Here is a 14,074-nt window from a genome sequence, read left to right as displayed (position 1 = left end):
GTGCGAATTCCCTCCTGGCCGGAGGATTTCCTTGTCAGCCTTCCCCACGACCGCGGTCGGGGCAAGGAGGATGGGAGCCATGGCAGAGAAGATGACCGACGCGCATTGGCGGGAGTTCGTCTCCCACGGAACCCGCACCGCAAAGCTCTCCACGGTCCGGGCCGACGGCAGCCCGCACGTGGTTCCGGTCTGGTTCCTTCTGGACGGCGACGAGTTGGTGTTCAACACCGGCAAGGACAGCGTGAAGGGGCGCAACATCGTCCGGGACGGCCGGGTCGCCCTGTGTGTGGACGACGACCGGCCGCCGTACTCCTTCGTGGTGCTGCGAGGCCGGGCCCGCGTCTCGGAGGACCTCGACGAGATACGGCACTGGGCGACCCGGATCGGCGCCCGGTACATGGGTGAGGAGCGCGCCGAGGAGTTCGGCGCGCGCAACGGCGTCCCCGGCGAACTCCTCGTCCGTGTCACCGTCGACAGGGTCCTGGCCGAGCGGGACGTCGCGGACTGACGCCCCGGGCCTGCGGCTTGCTCAGCCGACCGAGTCGAGCAGCCGGGCGGTGTGCATCCGCCCGGCGTACTCGACGAGCCGGATCAGCACCTCCTTTCCCGAGTCGCGGTCACGGGCGTCGCACAGCACCACGGGCGTGCCCCTGTCGAGGTCGAGTGCGCGCGAGACGTCCGGGGCGCCGTGCCGCCGGGCGCCCGCGAAGCAGTTGACGGCCACGACGAACGGGATGCGCCGGTGCTCGAAGTAGTCGACCGCTGGGAAGCAGTCCTCCAGACGGCGGGTGTCCGCGAGGACCACCGCACCGAGCGCCCCCTGCGACAACTCGTCCCACAGGAACCAGAAGCGGTCCTGCCCCGGCGTGCCGAACAGGTACAGGGAGAGGCCGGACCGGATGGTGATGCGTCCGAAGTCCATGGCGACGGTCGTGGTGGTCTTGTGGTCCACGCCGTCCGTGTCGTCCACCGACTGTCCGGCTTCGCTGAGGAGTTCCTCCGTGCGCAGCGGCCGGATCTCGCTGACGGCGCCCACCAGGGTGGTCTTGCCCACGCCGAAACCGCCGGCGACCAGAATCTTGAGCGCCAGCGCGGCGGTCTCGCCGTCCGGGGCGTCGGAGTGCTCGGAGACCATTGATCACTTCTCTCAGGAGTGCCGGGTGTCGTGAGTGCGTGGGTGTCGTGAGTGGGCGGGTGTCGTGAGTGGGCGGGTGTCGTGAGTGGGCGGGTGTTCAGGTTTTCCGCCGGTCTGCGGGGCTACAGCGCTCTCAGCCCCTCGATCACCTCGCGCAGGATGCGTTCGTCGGGCAGCTGCGCCGGTGGAACGGGACGGCTGACGGTGACGCAGCCGAGTTCGAGGAGGTCGCCGAGGAGGACCCTGACCACGCCGACGGGCAGATCCGCACCTGCGGCGAGTTCGGCGACCGACTGGGTCTCCGGGCGGCACAGGTCGATGAGGTTGCGGTGTTCCGGGCCGAGCGGGGCGTCCTGCAGTCCGGGTGCCCCCGGGTCCAGCGTGACCAGGGCGATCAGGTCGAACCGTACGCCGGTGGGGCCGGGCCGGGTGCGCCCGCCCGTCATGGCGTAGGGGCGAACGAGCGGGCCGGCCTCGTTGTCGTACCAGTGGCTGCCCTGCTCGCGAGGGGTGCCCGTCATGTCCTCGGTCATCTGCACGGACCGTTCTCCCGGTTCATCCGGCGGCGGGTGGCCGCGCGGCCGTGCGGGGCGCCGTGCCGAGGTGCTCGCCGACGCGTTTGACCAGGCGGGCCATCTCGTAGGCCACAAGGCCGATGTCGGCGGTGACGGCGGTGAGGAGGGCGAGGCAGGAGCCGTCGCCCGCGGCGGCCACGAACAGGAAGCCCTCGTCCATCTCCACCATGGTCTGGCGGACTCCGCCGGCGCCGAAGTGCCGTCCCGCGCCCTTGGCGAGGCTGTGGAAACCCGAGGCGACCGCGGCGAGGTGCTCGGCGTCCTCGCGGCGCAGGCCGGACGAGGCACCCACGGCGAGGCCGTCGTTGGACAGCACCACGGCGTGCCGGATGTCGCTCACGCGGAGCACCAGATCGTCCAGCAGCCAGTCGAGTTCGCCGGATCGCCGGGCGGACTGTGTGCTCGGGTCCTGGATCATGCGGGATCTCCTTCGCTGCTGTCGCTGCCCGTCGCGGGGCGGAGTGTGGAACCGCGGCCGGGTTGCCTGCCGCCGCCGCGCGTCCAGCCGTCGCGGTAGGCGGCCATGCGGTCGCGTACGCGTTCCGGCGTTCGCTCGTCGTCCGGTGGAGCGGGCACGGGCGGCTGTTCGGGGCGTTTGTCGCGCAGTTGGGGAGCGAGGCTGGCCTGACGGACGCGGCGCGGGAGGTCGTCGGAGTCTTCGGGCTGCGGTGGGCGGTGCAGTCGCAAGGTGGCGACTCCTGAGGGTGGGGTCTGGCTCGGGGTCTCGAGGTGACGCGGTCCGTCCGCGTGACCTGAGGTGTCCCCGTGGCGCGCGGTCTGCGCGCGACGTGAGGGAGCCGCGTGAGGCGTGGTCTCGGGCGCCGCGGCGGATGGCACGGGGGCCACGAGGGCGCGCCGGTCGCTCTGGGCGGGGACGGCGTCCTGGAGCGGGGCGTCGTCGGGCACCTGCGCGTAGGCGCGTTCCTCGGGCTGCCGCGCCGGGTTCACCGCTTCGGTTGAGCGTGGTGCCCCGCCCGTGTGGAGGAGCGCGGTGGGCAGCAGGACGACCGCGGTGGTGCCGCCGTACGGGGAGGTCCTCAGGTGAACCTTGACGTCGTGCCGGGCGGCGAGCCGGCTGACCACGAACAGGCCGAGCCGGTCGCTGTCGAACAGATCGAGTGCCTCGGACTGGGCGATGCGGCGGTTGGCTTCGGTGAGGCTCTCCTTGCCCATGCCGAGGCCGCGGTCCTCGACCTCGACGGCGTAGCCGTTGCCGACGGGTTCGCCGGTGACACGCACCCGCGTGTGGGGCGGGGAGAACTGGGCGGCGTTCTCGATGAGCTCGGCCAGCAGGTGGGTGAGGTCGGCGACGGCCGCGCCGGCCACGGCCGCCTCGGGGAGTTGCCGTACCTCCACGCGCGCGTAGTCCTCCACTTCGGAGACCGCGGCGCGGACCACGTTCGTCAGGGAGACCGGCATGCGCCAGGCCCGGCCCGGGGCGGCCCCGGAGAGGATGATCAGGCTCTCCGCGTGGCGTCTCATGCGAGTGGTGAGGTGGTCGAGCCGGAAGAGGTCGCTCAGCTCGTTCGGGTCGTCGGAGCGGCGTTCCATGCTGTCCAGGAGGGCAAGCTGCCGGTGGACGAGGATCTGGCTGCGGCGGGCGAGGTTGACGAAGACGCCGGAGATCCCGCTGGCCAGTTCGGCGCGTTCCACGGCGGCCCGCAGCGCCGCGCGGTGCACGGTGGTGAGGGCTTCCGCCACCTGCCCCGTCTCGTCCTCCGCGGGCGCCTCCTGCGGTGCCTCGGCGCGGATGTCGATCTCTTCGCCCGCGCGCAGCCTGCGCATGGCGTCGGGCAGTTTGCGCCGGGCGATCTCCAGGGCGCTGTTGCGCAGGCCTTCCAGTTCCACCACGAGGCCGCGGCCGATGCGCACGGAGATGACGAGCGAGGCCGCGACGGCGGCGAGGCCGAGCAGGACGGCGGCGCCGGCCGGGGTGAGCAGTCCCCGGGTAAACGGGTCGGCCCGCTCGGCGACCCCGCGCGCCGCGTCGTCCTCGATGGTGCGCATGCCGCTCTGCACGCGCGCGTGTGCCGTGTTCCAGCTGCTCTCGGGTGCCGCGTCGATGGCTCTCGCGCCCGGCCCGCGGGTGAGGACGGCGTCCTCGGTGTCGCCCAGGCCGGCGTAGGCGCTGCTGTCGGCGAGGGCATCCCACGCGGAGCGTTCGAGGCCGCTCAGGTCCGCGACGGCCGACTCGGTGAGCGTGCGACGCAGGTCGACGGCGCCGGTGAAGAGCCGCAGCCGCTCCCCCGTCAGGGTGCCCTCCAGGCGGGAGCTCGCCAGCAGCGCGTCCTCCCGGGCCAACGCCTCCCCCGCGCGGGCCAGTTCGAGCAGTACGCGCGCGTCGGATCCGAGGTCGGCGTCCCCGATGCCGGTCAGGGCGCCTTCGACGCCGAATGCGGCCGAGATGGTCCGGGTGTAGCGGTCGTACGTCTCCGCCCAGTCGGCGCGCCGGTCCCGTACCGCGGTGCGCAGTGGCCGCAGTTGCTCGGCACCGGAGACGAACGTCTTCAGCCGCTGGGCGACTTTGGCGGGCAGTTCCCCGCTGTCGGCGACGGTGGTGCCCTGTCCGAGACGGAGTTTCGCGACGGCCCGGTCGGTGCGCCGGGCGAGCTCGTCCAGTTCGTCGGTCCGGACGGCGGACGGGTCGGTGGCGTGACGTACGGCGGCGGCGCGTTCGGCCTGGAGAGCCGTGACGGCGGCGGACACGGGGGCGCGGACCGTGGCGTCCACGCGCTGTACCTGACGCAGCCGGGAGACGTCCTGAGCGGTGGTGACGGTGGCGTATCCCCACAGGGCCAGGAGGGAGACGACCGGCACCATCAGCAGGCAGACGATCTTGGCGCGTACGGTGCGGGGCCGTATGTGCCAGCGCTCCCCGTTCGCGGACACCTCGTCCGGGGCGGCGTCCGACGGCGTGTCGGGGCCCTCGTCCGCCGGTGGTCCGGCGTGTGCGCGGCGTCCGCGCGCGGGAGGGGACGGCGCCTCGGCGCCGGCTGCGGGGGTGCTACGGGATGTACGCATGGACTCCTCGCTCGGGAGTGGGTCGGAGGCTGAGGGCCGGCGTCCTGGCAGGGGCAGCGACGAAGCTCGGAGCGCATGGCCGGTGGGGCGAGGGGGCTGCCCGTGCGGGGTGTGCGCATCCGCCACCCGGGCCGTGGGACAGTCCCTCCTCGTCCGCCGGGCGGTCCGCGGAGAGGTGCGTCCCGGGCCGGGCACCGGCAACGGTCCGCGGCCCCGGACCACCTCGTGGCTAGGAGGCGGTGCTCTGAACCGGGCGCTGAGCCGAGGCGGACGCGGCACGCTCCCCCGCCGTCGGCGACAGCGCGACGAAGGCCGACGTCAGGAAGAGGTAGGAGCCGAGGCCGACGGCGAGGGGGAAGATGAACTGCATCGCCGAGGCCCCGGACAGGGCCTCCCCGGAGGGTGTGACGCGCACGCCCACCGCGAACATCCCGGTGTAGTGCATGCTGCTGACGGCGGCGCCCATGATCAGGGAGGCGATGGTGACCGCCACGGGCGACTTGATGTTGAGGGCCGCCCACAGGGCCGCCGTGGCGGCGACGACGGCGATCAGCACGGAGAGCGCGACGAGCAGCGGGTCATAGCTCACGTCGCCGTGCAGCCGGACGGCCGCCATGCCCAGGTAGTGCATGCTCGCGACGCCGAGGCCGGTGGTGAGCCCTCCGAGGAGCAGGGCGCGGCCACGGTCCTTGCCGTACCCGACGGCGAAGACGCCTGCGCAGACGACGACCATGGCGACGAGCAGGCTCAGCAGCGTGAGCGGCACGTCGTAGCGGATGTCGGTGCCCGTGACGCCGAAACCGAGCATGGCCACGAAGTGCATGGTCCAGATGCCGGTGCCGATCGCCGAGGCGGCGGTGACGAGCCAGTTGCGGCGCGAACGCCCGGTGGTGGCGAGCGCGCGGACTGTGCAGCGCAGACCGAGCGCGGCGCCTATGCAGGCCATCACGTACGACAGTGCGGGGGTCAGCCACCCCAGGGCTGCGTGGTCCAGGTGTCCCATGGCCCCGGGACGCTAGACCCGGGACGGGCGCCCGAAGGTGGCGCATTTCGAAAGGTGTTGGAATATGACCCGAGGCTGCACCGGAACGACCGGATCACGCTCGAACGTGTGCACTGAGGCGTCGTCCGTGCCGGTGAGCCATCATGCGGTACATGAGCGACGAGCAGACGCGTGTCCAGGAGTTCTTCACCGCCCGCGCCGCCGACTGGGACAGCCGTTTCCCCGACGACGGTCCGGCCTACGCGGCCGCCGTCGACGAGCTCGGACTGCGGGCGGGCGACCGGGTGCTGGACGCGGGGTGCGGCACCGGCCGGGCTTTGCCGCCGCTCCGGGCCGCCGTGGGACCCTCGGGAACGGTCCTGGGGGCAGATCTGACGCCGGCCATGCTGCGGGAGGCCGCGCGAGCCGGGCGGGACCGTGACGGGCAGTTGCTGCTCACGGACGTCGCGGCGCTGCCCCTGCGCTCGCGGTCACTCGACGCCGTGTTCGGGGCGGGCCTCATCTCGCACCTCGGGAGCCCGGCCGAGGACCTGCGGGAGCTGGCACGTGTGGTGCGCCCCGGTGGGGTGCTGGCGCTGTTCCACCCGATCGGCAGGGCGGCTCTCGCGGCACGCCACGGCCGCCCTCTCACCCCGGACGATCTGCGGGCCGAGCCCAGTCTCCGCCCGCTCCTGGCCGGTTCCGGATGGCGCCTGACGTCTTACGTCGACGAGGACTCCCGTTTCCTGGCGCTCGCCGTCCGCGAGGACTGAGCCACCGCGTCGCCGGGCCCGGGCGCCGGGTCGCCGGGCCCGGGCATCCGGCGCCGTCACCCCGCCCGGACGCCCCCGCCGCGTCACCCTGCCCGGGTGTCCGGCGCGGTGTGCCGCACGGGGCAGCCCCCGACGCCCGGGACGGGGCGGGTGCCGAGGTCGGCGACCCGGTAGCCGTACGGGTAGCCCTTGATCTCCCGGTTCTGGCGGGCGAAGTGCGGGGTGCGCCGGGGCGGCAGCAGCCGGACGGCACGCCCCCGGAGCCGGACGGCGCGCCGCACCCACGCGCGCGTGGCGGCACTCGGCGGGCTGTAGCGGAAGGCGTCCAGCAGCGAGTCGTCGAGCAGCGCGAGGGTCGTGGTGCGCAGCACGGGCGCGAGGGGGCCGGGATACCAGGAGGCCATCAGGTCGAGTGTGGCGTCCGAGACGCGCCGGGCGTCCTCGTCCCAGGCGAAGTGGGCGGCCTCGTAGGAGTCCAGACAGCTCTCGAACGTCTCGTACGTCTCGGGGATGTTCTTGATTCCCATGTGGCGGCCCAGCGTGCGGTAGTGGACCACACTGGCGACGATCTCGTGGCGTGACATCCTGCGCCAGCCATAGGCGTCGATCCACCTCTTGGGCATCACGACGAAGGTACAGAGCACATAGCGCATGTCGTCGTCGCTGATGTCGTAGCTGCGGTGCATCTGGTTGATGCGGCGGATCGCGGTCCTGCCCTGCTCACTGCCGAAACCGTGCTCGACGATGGCGTCCAGCAGCAGCGAGGTGTCGTCATAGCGCTTCTGCGCCCGGTCCGTGAGCTCCGCCGTACGCGCGAGCAGCCTGCCGATGGCGGGGACGGCGTACGTGCGGTACAGGGCCAGTTCCAGGGCGCGTGTGAAGTCCCAGGGGAACTCGTACGCCACGCTGAGCCGGTAGATCTCCGTAGCGTCCTCGTACGGGTCCATCCGCCGGATCTGTTCGAGCCGTGAGAAACGCCTCACCGTGCCGTCCCCCTTCTGCCACAGGTTCTGCAACTTTACGTTGGTGACCGGGAGATGAACGACCGGGCACGGCAGAGGCAGGGGAAGGGTGGTCAGCATGTGGGGCAGGTTCCGCAGAGCCGGGGGAAAGGTCGCCGATGCCTTGCGCACGGAGCCGAGAGCCGAGGGGGAGAACCGTCCCCACAACCTCTTCGAGGCGGCGGCGGCCTATGTCACGGCCTCTGCGGAGAACGACCCGGAGCGGGCCGACGAAGCGGCCGGCTGGGTGTCGCCCGAGGCGCTGTCGTTCGGTGTGAACGAGCTGGCCTGCAGGGCCGTGATCGCGCTGGCCCGTGAGCGCGGCCGGTCTCCGGAGGCCGTGGCCCGCGAGCTGCTGGGGCTGCCGGGGGCATGACGCGCACGTCCCGGACGGCCGATTCGCCCCGTCCGCCGGAAAACTGCAGCTCCGAGTGCGCCTGCGAGGCCGTGACAAGGGCCTTGCGGGCGCATTAGGGTGCGCGCCGGTGGACGAACCGATGGGGAGGCTGGGATGGCCGGGACGGACGAGGAAGCCGTCGCCGCCGCGGACGATGCGCTCTATGTGCTCACGGCGGTGCTGCTGACGCCGGCGAAGTTCCCGAGCGTGCTGGGCGACGACTATCCCGAGGCATGCGCGGCGCTCGGTCTCGCGCCGCTCGCCGACGGGTACGGGCTGGTGCTCGGCCAGGACGGCGAGGGCGCCCGGTGGACGGTGGCCATCGACGACGTCTCGCTGGTGGCCGTCGCGATCGCGTCGTGGGACTGCGGCATGGAGTACGAGCTGTCGCCCGACGAGCGCACGGTCGTCGCGGCCCTGCCCGGGTGGCCCCTCGCCGTCGCCGTCGCGGCCCCCGGGGTGCCCGCGCCGCACGATCCGGGTCCGGAGGCCGACGACCGGCCCCCGCTGACCCCACCGGACACCGGCGTCTGGGGCCCCGCCCAGCGACGCCTGGGCGCGGACGAGATCGCGCTGCAGTGGGCCACATGGCGGGAGCAGGTCGACGACGCGGAGTTCCCGGCGCCGAATTCCGAGGCCCCTGAGGCGCAGGGTGGCGGGGGCAGCGCGACCGACGGTCCGGAGGATGGCGGGGTGAACACGCGCGTGGGTGGCCACAGCGGCATCCGGCGCGTTCTCGCGGAGGCCCGCACCTACATCGACTCGCCGCCGCCGCTGGGCCGGGTCCGGTCGTCTTTCGCGCCGGGCGATGCCCGGACCCTGCGCGCAGACGGCCCGGGCTGGTCGCTCGTCGCCCGGACCGACGACATCGCGTTCGTCCTGCTCGACGAGGAGCCCGGTGAGGTCCTGCCGGTGGGCAGGGGGCCGGAACTGCCGAGTCTCCTGGAGGCCCTGGACAAGATGGCCGTACGGCCGAACTGAGCCGACACCGCCGGGCTCCTCGCGGGGCCCGGCCGGGCCGTGTGGAGCCGAGCCTCAGCGGCCGAGTTCCTTGCGGGTGGCGCGGCGCAGCCTGCGCCGCTGCGACGGGTCGAGTGTGAGGTAAGCGGCGGCCGGGACGCCCAGGATGATCAGGAGTGATGCCCACCAGGGCAGCCAGATCAGCAGGATGAGCCCGACCGCCACACCGCCCGCGGCGATCTTGGCGTTCTTCGACATGACTGTCGCCTCCTTCGTGGCCGCTGCCGCTCTCTGTCTCGAGAACGGACCCGCCCTCACGGCGGTTCCGGACCGCGACCCTGAGACATCCCTGAGGTGCGCCCCGGACGCACCCCTATGACCCTTATAGTGACTCATCTCACAGCACAGCCATACCCGTGTGCACCGAAAGTGCTGTATCCTCGGCGACTCCCCGCCCGCTAGTCAAATTTGAGGACTGCGTCATAGTCGAGCATCGGAACCACCCGGCACCCTCGTCCGACACCTCCGAACTGCCCTTCTGCCACTCCGTTTTCCTGCCCGGCGATCCCGCACGCACCGGTAGCGTCGCCTTCTGGCGGCCCGACGGCGCTCCCCTTCCGATGGTGGCGTCCGCGTCCGTCACGGACCTGGCGGTCGCCGTGCCTCATGACGGCGGAGTCGAGGAAACGAGCCTGCCCGCCGTCGTGGTGCCGGTGCGCACGGCCCTGCCGATCCTCACGCGCGCGCGTGTCGGCGGGCAGGGGCACCGGTCCACCGTCTTCTGGGGCGCGGCGGCCCTGCACGCCCTGCACCTCGTCGCCCGCGGGCTGCTGTTGCCGGGGCTGTCCGCGGGCGACCACGACGCCTGGCGCACGGGTCCCCTGCGCGCCCAGGACATCGAGGCCGTGCGCCGCCTCGCCACCGCGATGCCCCCCGAGGCGCACGCCGTGCCTCTCGAAGGCGCCCAGCCGCCGCGGCTGCCCGACCCGGAGCAGCTCGTGCGCGCCTTCCTCGACGCGGTCGCCGACACCCTGCCCCGCTCCCCCGCCGCACCACTGGTGACGGGCGGCCCCGCCTACGCCTCGCCGGAACCGGTGCGGTTGCCCGAGCAGCGCGCCTGGGCCGCCGACATCGCCGCGGGCCACGACGCGGGCGTCCGGTTGTCGCTGCGGATCGAGGCGGCCGGGCTGGCCGATGCGGCGGACGACGGCGCGGGCGTGACCTTCCGGGCCGTGCTGCAGGTGCACAGCGTCAGTGATCCCGCGCTGGTCGCGGACGCCGCGGACGTCTGGGCCGGGGCCCCGGGCGAGGCCTTCGGCCCGCGCGCCCGGATGGACGCGCTGCTCGCCCTGCGCCGTGCGGCCCGGGCCTGGGCCCCGCTCACGCCCCTGTTGTCGGCGGCCGTGCCGGACGCGGCCGAACTCGCCGACGAGGAGGTCATCGAGCTTCTCGGGGCGGGTGCGCGGGCGCTGAGGGCGGCCGGGGTCGATGTGCACTGGCCCAAGGGACTGTCCCGTGAGCTCAGCACGCACGCGGAAGTGGGGCCCCACGGCGGCGAGACCGACGGCGAACGGGAGTCCGGCGCGCCCCTCGCGGCCATGCCGTCGTTCCTGTCGGCCGACGCACTGCTCGCCTTCACCTGGTCCTTCGCCCTGGGCGACAGGCGACTGGACCGGGAGGAACTGAACCGTCTGGCCGAGGCGAAGCGACCCGTGGTGCGGCTGCGCGACCGGTGGGTCCTGATCGACCCTCAGGAGGCGCGGCGGGCCGGCTCCCGGCAGGACCGCCAGGTGACGCCGGTGGACGCCCTGGGCGCGGCCCTGACGGGCTGGACGGAAGTGGAGGGCCGCCGGGTCGCGGTGCGGCCCACGGGATGGCTGGCGGAACTGCGGGAGCGGCTGGCGAGTCCCGAGGCGCAGCGGTCCGTGGAGCAGCCCGCCGCCCTCGCCGCCACCCTGCGGGACTACCAGCGGCGGGGTCTGAACTGGCTCGCGAGTATGACGTCGCTCGGCCTGGGCTGCTGTCTCGCCGACGACATGGGACTCGGCAAGACGATCACCCTGATCGCCCTCCACCTGCACCGGCAGTCCGACGCCCGGTCCGCCGGGCCCACCCTGGTGGTCTCCCCGACCTCCCTGATGGGCAACTGGCAGAGGGAGATCGAGCGGTTCGCCCTCGGCACACCGGTGCGGCGCTTCCACGGGGCGCGGCGCGACCTGGACGACCTGGCCGACGGGGAGTTCGTGCTCACCACGTACGGCACGATGCGCATGGACGCGTCCCGGCTCGCCGGGGTGCCATGGGGCCTGCTCGTGGCGGACGAGGCCCAGCACGTGAAGAACCCGTACTCCTCGACCGCGCGCGACCTGCGTTCCATCGACGCACGCGCACGCGTGGCGCTCACCGGCACCCCGGTGGAGAACAACCTGTCGGAGCTGTGGGCGATCCTCGACTGGACGACTCCCGGACTGCTGGGCCGGCTCGGCGCCTTCCGCCGACGGTATGCCGAGGCCGTGGAGGGCGGCCAGGACCCGGCCGCAGCCGACCGGCTGGCCCGCCTCGTACGGCCGTTCCTGCTGCGTCGCCGCAAGTCGGACCCGGGCATCGCGCCCGAACTGCCGCCGAAGACCGAGACGGACCGCGCCGTGTCGCTCACCCAGGAGCAGGTGGCCCTGTACGAAGCCGTGGTGCGCGAGGCGCTCGCGGAGATCTCCGGCGCCGGCAGCATGGCCAGGCGGGGCCTGATCGTGAAGCTGCTGACCGGACTCAAGCAGATCTGCAACCATCCGGCGCAGTACCTCAAGGAGGAGCGCCCCGTGATCGCCGGGCGCTCGGGGAAACTGGAGCTGCTGGACGAGCTGCTCGACACGATCCTCGCCGAGGAGGCGGGCGTTCTGGTTTTCACCCAGTACGTGCAGATGGCCCGTCTGCTGCAACGGCATCTCGCCGCCCGCGGTACACCCTCGCTGTTCCTGCACGGAGGGGCACCCGTCGCCGAACGCGAGGCCATGGTGCGGCGCTTCCAGGAGGGCGAGACACCGGTGTTCCTGCTGTCGTTGAAGGCGGCGGGCACCGGGCTGAACCTCACCCGCGCGGAGCACGTCGTGCACTACGACCGCTGGTGGAATCCGGCCGTCGAGGCGCAGGCCACCGACCGCGCGTACCGCATCGGCCAGACCCGGCCCGTGCAGGTGCACCGGATCATCGCGGAAGGGACGATCGAGGACCGCATCGCCGAGCTGCTGCTGCGCAAGCGGGAACTGGCGGACGCGGTCCTCGGGGCCGGCGAGGCGGCGCTCACGGAACTGACGGACGCGGAACTGGCGGACCTGGTCGAACTGCGAGGAGGCCTGCGATGACACGGCACGAGGACGACACGGAACGCACCTTCGCCGCACTGCCGCCCGCGCACGGACGGGGCTTCGCGCAGACCTGGTGGGGCCAGGCCTGGCTGCGGGCTCTCGAAGGCACGGCACTGGACTCGGCGCAGCTCAAGTCGGGACGTCGGCTCGCCCGCGCGGGTGCGGTGGGCGCGGTGTCGGTTCGTCCGGGGCGGCTCACCGCCGTCGTCCTTGACCGCGACCGCACGGCGCACCGGGCCGACGTCCTGCTCGAGGAGCTTTCGCAAGGACAGTGGGACCGCTTCCTGGACATGGCGGCGGAGCGGGCCGGTCACGTGGCGGCACTGCTGGACCGCGAGATGCCGCCGCACCTGGTCGAGGACGCCGGGGACGCGGGCGTCGACCTGCTCCCGGGCCTGGGCGATCTGGAACCGCAATGTGATTGCGGTGCCTGGGACCACTGCGGGCACACGGCGGCGCTGTGCTACCAGGTGGCGCGCTTGCTGGACCAGGACCCGTTCGTGCTGCTGCTGATGCGCGGGCGCTCCGAAGCCGCCCTGCTGGAGGAGCTGCAGGCCCGCAGCGGGGCCTGCTCGGCGGGCTCCCGCGGGCCGGAGGGTGTGGACGCTGCCGAGGCGTACGCCGCCGGTGACATCCTGCCGCCGCTCCCCGACTTGCCCGGTCTCCCCGGTGAACCCGGGCTTCCACCGGCCCTCGACACCGAGACGCCCCCCGCCCCCGGCATCGACCCGGCCGCGCTGGCGTTCCTGGCCGCGCGAACCGCCGTGCGGGCCCACCGCCTGCTCGCGGAGGCGCTCCGGGGCACCTCCCACGAACAGTTGACGGCGGCGCAGGACGCGGTGCGGCTTGCCGCGGGTGACCCCTGCCGGGAGATACACGACCGCCTCGCCGAAGGGTCGGGACGCGGACGGGAGGGGCTGGCGACGGCCGTGCGCGCCTGGCGTCACGGCGGGGCCGCCGCACTCCGCGTCCTCGACGAGGAGTGGCGCGTGGAGGGCGAAACGCTCACACGCGCGCGTGCCGCCCTGGACTCGGCCTGGGACACCGCCGAACGGCCGGAGCTCCGGTGGCGGGGCAACCGGTGGACGGTCGCCGGTGCGCCGGTGCAACTGCGCCTGGGCCGGGACGGCCGCTGGTGGCCCTACCGCAAGGAGAGCGGCCGCTGGCAGCCCGCGGGAGGCGCCGCCCAGGACCCGGCGACGGCCCTGGCCTCCGCGGCCGCCCCGGCATCGGCAGAACTCGCCCCCTCGGAGAGGAACTCCCTGTGACACTCACGTGGTACGGCCCAGACGTCCTCACCGTCGCGGACGAACTCACCGAGGCGTACGCCGAGGTCTTCACGGCACCGCCCTGGGAACCCCGGGACTTCGAGGAGACGCGGGCGGAGTTCCGTGAGCGGCTGGAGACGGACGTGCACCGTCCGGGATTCCGGGCGGTGCTGGCGCTGTCGGAGGAGGGAGGGCTGGACGGATTCGCCACCGGCTGGACCACCCGGGCGCCCTTCCGTGCCGACCGCGCCTACGGAAAGGTCACCCGGCGGCTCGGTGCCGAGCGGGTGAGCGAGCTCCTCGTCGGCTGCTTCGAGATCGACGAACTGGGTGTGCGCTCCCGGGCTCGCGGTACGGGCCTGGGGCGGCGGTTGCTGTCCGCTCTCAGCTCCGCCGCACCGGGCGGCCGGGCCTGGCTGATGACCTGGATCGGCGCCCCTCAGGCCCTGGCCTTATACCGCCGGGCGGGGTGGCGGGAGCCCGAACCCCTGCCGGGTGAGGAGACGGACATGGTGGTGTTCGTCTCCCCGGGCCCGGCTGACGAGGAGGCCTCCGGCTCCGGCACGCAGGCGTCCGTGCCCTAGCTCGGTGCCGGAGCTC

At 73.2% G+C, this 14,074-nt stretch carries 14 protein-coding genes; 7 read left to right on the top strand and 7 right to left on the bottom strand.

Annotated elements, in window-relative coordinates; all coding sequences use genetic code 11:
• Positions 1-79 precede the first annotated feature (79 nt).
• Complete coding sequence (locus ADK65_RS30985) at positions 80-508, top strand: PPOX class F420-dependent oxidoreductase (protein WP_053674301.1); 429 nt, start codon at positions 80-82, stop codon at positions 506-508.
• 21 nt (positions 509-529) lie between these two features.
• Here the strand turns inward: ADK65_RS30985 and ADK65_RS30980 are convergent, their stop codons facing one another.
• The 5 genes from ADK65_RS30980 to ADK65_RS30960 all read right to left on the bottom strand — a co-directional run bounded on the left by ADK65_RS30980 (position 530) and on the right by ADK65_RS30960 (position 5,734).
• Positions 530-1,135: a GTP-binding protein gene (locus tag ADK65_RS30980; protein WP_053674300.1), complete on the bottom strand. Its 606-nt coding sequence runs from the start codon at positions 1,133-1,135 to the stop codon at positions 530-532.
• A gap of 122 nt (positions 1,136-1,257) precedes the next feature.
• Positions 1,258-1,668 carry a DUF742 domain-containing protein gene (locus ADK65_RS30975; RefSeq protein WP_053674299.1) on the bottom strand — a complete coding sequence of 137 codons (411 nt, stop codon included), beginning with the start codon at positions 1,666-1,668 and terminating at the stop codon, positions 1,258-1,260.
• 22 nt (positions 1,669-1,690) lie between these two features.
• Positions 1,691-2,128 carry a roadblock/LC7 domain-containing protein gene (locus tag ADK65_RS30970; protein ID WP_053674298.1) on the bottom strand — a complete coding sequence of 146 codons (438 nt, stop codon included), beginning with the start codon at positions 2,126-2,128 and terminating at the stop codon, positions 1,691-1,693.
• A complete protein-coding gene (locus tag ADK65_RS30965) occupies positions 2,125-4,731 on the bottom strand; it encodes a nitrate- and nitrite sensing domain-containing protein (RefSeq protein ID WP_053674297.1) in 2,607 nt (868 codons plus the stop codon). The genes ADK65_RS30970 and ADK65_RS30965 overlap by 4 nt, the downstream gene beginning before the upstream one ends.
• A 229-nt stretch (positions 4,732-4,960) precedes the next feature.
• Complete coding sequence (locus ADK65_RS30960) at positions 4,961-5,734, bottom strand: MHYT domain-containing protein (protein WP_053674296.1); 774 nt, start codon at positions 5,732-5,734, stop codon at positions 4,961-4,963.
• A gap of 152 nt (positions 5,735-5,886) precedes the next feature.
• Here ADK65_RS30960 and ADK65_RS30955 point away from each other — a divergent pair, with 152 nt between their 5' ends.
• Positions 5,887-6,486 (top strand): class I SAM-dependent methyltransferase, encoded by a 600-nt coding sequence (locus ADK65_RS30955; protein WP_053674361.1) that lies wholly within the window; start codon positions 5,887-5,889, stop codon positions 6,484-6,486.
• Positions 6,487-6,569: 83 nt separating this feature from the next.
• On the opposite strand, the gene ADK65_RS30950 is transcribed toward ADK65_RS30955, so the two are convergent.
• The gene (locus ADK65_RS30950) at positions 6,570-7,469 is read right to left on the bottom strand and encodes an oxygenase MpaB family protein (protein ID WP_053674360.1); all 900 of its coding nucleotides are present in this window, start codon (positions 7,467-7,469) and stop codon (positions 6,570-6,572) included.
• A 97-nt stretch (positions 7,470-7,566) separates the two neighbouring features.
• Here ADK65_RS30950 and ADK65_RS30945 point away from each other — a divergent pair, with 97 nt between their 5' ends.
• Positions 7,567-7,863, top strand: coding sequence for a hypothetical protein (locus tag ADK65_RS30945; RefSeq protein WP_053674295.1), 297 nt, complete (start codon positions 7,567-7,569; stop codon positions 7,861-7,863).
• Positions 7,864-7,998: 135 nt separating this feature from the next.
• Complete coding sequence (locus ADK65_RS30940) at positions 7,999-8,865, top strand: hypothetical protein (RefSeq protein WP_053674294.1); 867 nt, start codon at positions 7,999-8,001, stop codon at positions 8,863-8,865.
• Between the two features lie 54 nt (positions 8,866-8,919).
• Here the strand turns inward: ADK65_RS30940 and ADK65_RS30935 are convergent, their stop codons facing one another.
• On the bottom strand, positions 8,920-9,102 hold the full coding sequence (locus ADK65_RS30935; protein ID WP_010040978.1) for a hypothetical protein: 183 nt from the start codon (positions 9,100-9,102) through the stop codon (positions 8,920-8,922).
• Between the two features lie 362 nt (positions 9,103-9,464).
• Between ADK65_RS30935 and ADK65_RS30930 the strand changes: the two genes are divergently transcribed.
• Genes ADK65_RS30930 through ADK65_RS30920 form a run of 3 tightly spaced genes read left to right on the top strand, consistent with a single transcriptional unit; the run spans position 9,465 to position 14,058 of the window.
• On the top strand, positions 9,465-12,203 hold the full coding sequence (locus ADK65_RS30930) for a DEAD/DEAH box helicase (protein ID WP_053674293.1): 2,739 nt from the start codon (positions 9,465-9,467) through the stop codon (positions 12,201-12,203).
• Entirely contained in the window at positions 12,200-13,474 is a 1,275-nt protein-coding gene (locus ADK65_RS30925; RefSeq protein WP_053674292.1) for an SWF or SNF family helicase, read from the top strand. The genes ADK65_RS30930 and ADK65_RS30925 overlap by 4 nt, the downstream gene beginning before the upstream one ends.
• Complete coding sequence (locus tag ADK65_RS30920; RefSeq protein WP_053674291.1) at positions 13,471-14,058, top strand: GNAT family N-acetyltransferase; 588 nt, start codon at positions 13,471-13,473, stop codon at positions 14,056-14,058. Before ADK65_RS30925 ends, ADK65_RS30920 begins: the two co-directional genes overlap by 4 nt.
• The last annotated feature ends 16 nt before the right edge of the window (positions 14,059-14,074 follow it).

It is taken from the genome of Streptomyces sp. NRRL B-1140, from assembly GCF_001280065.1.
Taxonomy (GTDB): Bacteria; Actinomycetota; Actinomycetes; order Streptomycetales; family Streptomycetaceae; genus Streptomyces.
The sequence above is the reverse complement of the archived record's forward strand: the minus strand, read 5'-3'. Positions and strand labels throughout refer to the sequence as shown.

Excerpts from the sequence above, each read along its gene's own strand:
- ADK65_RS30945 (WP_053674295.1), top strand. The coding sequence starts at position 7,567 with ATGTGGGGCAGGTTCCGCAGAGCCGGGGGAAAGGTCGCCGATGCCTTG.
- ADK65_RS30955 (WP_053674361.1), top strand. The coding sequence starts at position 5,887 with ATGAGCGACGAGCAGACGCGTGTCCAGGAGTTCTTCACCGCCCGCGCC.
- ADK65_RS30960 (WP_053674296.1), bottom strand. The coding sequence starts at position 5,734 with ATGGGACACCTGGACCACGCAGCCCTGGGGTGGCTGACCCCCGCACTG.
- ADK65_RS30925 (WP_053674292.1), top strand. The coding sequence starts at position 12,200 with ATGACACGGCACGAGGACGACACGGAACGCACCTTCGCCGCACTGCCG.
- ADK65_RS30965 (WP_053674297.1), bottom strand. The coding sequence starts at position 4,731 with ATGCGTACATCCCGTAGCACCCCCGCAGCCGGCGCCGAGGCGCCGTCC.
- ADK65_RS30970 (WP_053674298.1), bottom strand. The coding sequence starts at position 2,128 with ATGATCCAGGACCCGAGCACACAGTCCGCCCGGCGATCCGGCGAACTC.
- ADK65_RS30930 (WP_053674293.1), top strand. The coding sequence starts at position 9,465 with ATGGTGGCGTCCGCGTCCGTCACGGACCTGGCGGTCGCCGTGCCTCAT.
- ADK65_RS30985 (WP_053674301.1), top strand. The coding sequence starts at position 80 with ATGGCAGAGAAGATGACCGACGCGCATTGGCGGGAGTTCGTCTCCCAC.
- ADK65_RS30935 (WP_010040978.1), bottom strand. The coding sequence starts at position 9,102 with ATGTCGAAGAACGCCAAGATCGCCGCGGGCGGTGTGGCGGTCGGGCTC.
- ADK65_RS30980 (WP_053674300.1), bottom strand. The coding sequence starts at position 1,135 with ATGGTCTCCGAGCACTCCGACGCCCCGGACGGCGAGACCGCCGCGCTG.
- ADK65_RS30975 (WP_053674299.1), bottom strand. The coding sequence starts at position 1,668 with ATGACCGAGGACATGACGGGCACCCCTCGCGAGCAGGGCAGCCACTGG.
- ADK65_RS30940 (WP_053674294.1), top strand. The coding sequence starts at position 7,999 with ATGGCCGGGACGGACGAGGAAGCCGTCGCCGCCGCGGACGATGCGCTC.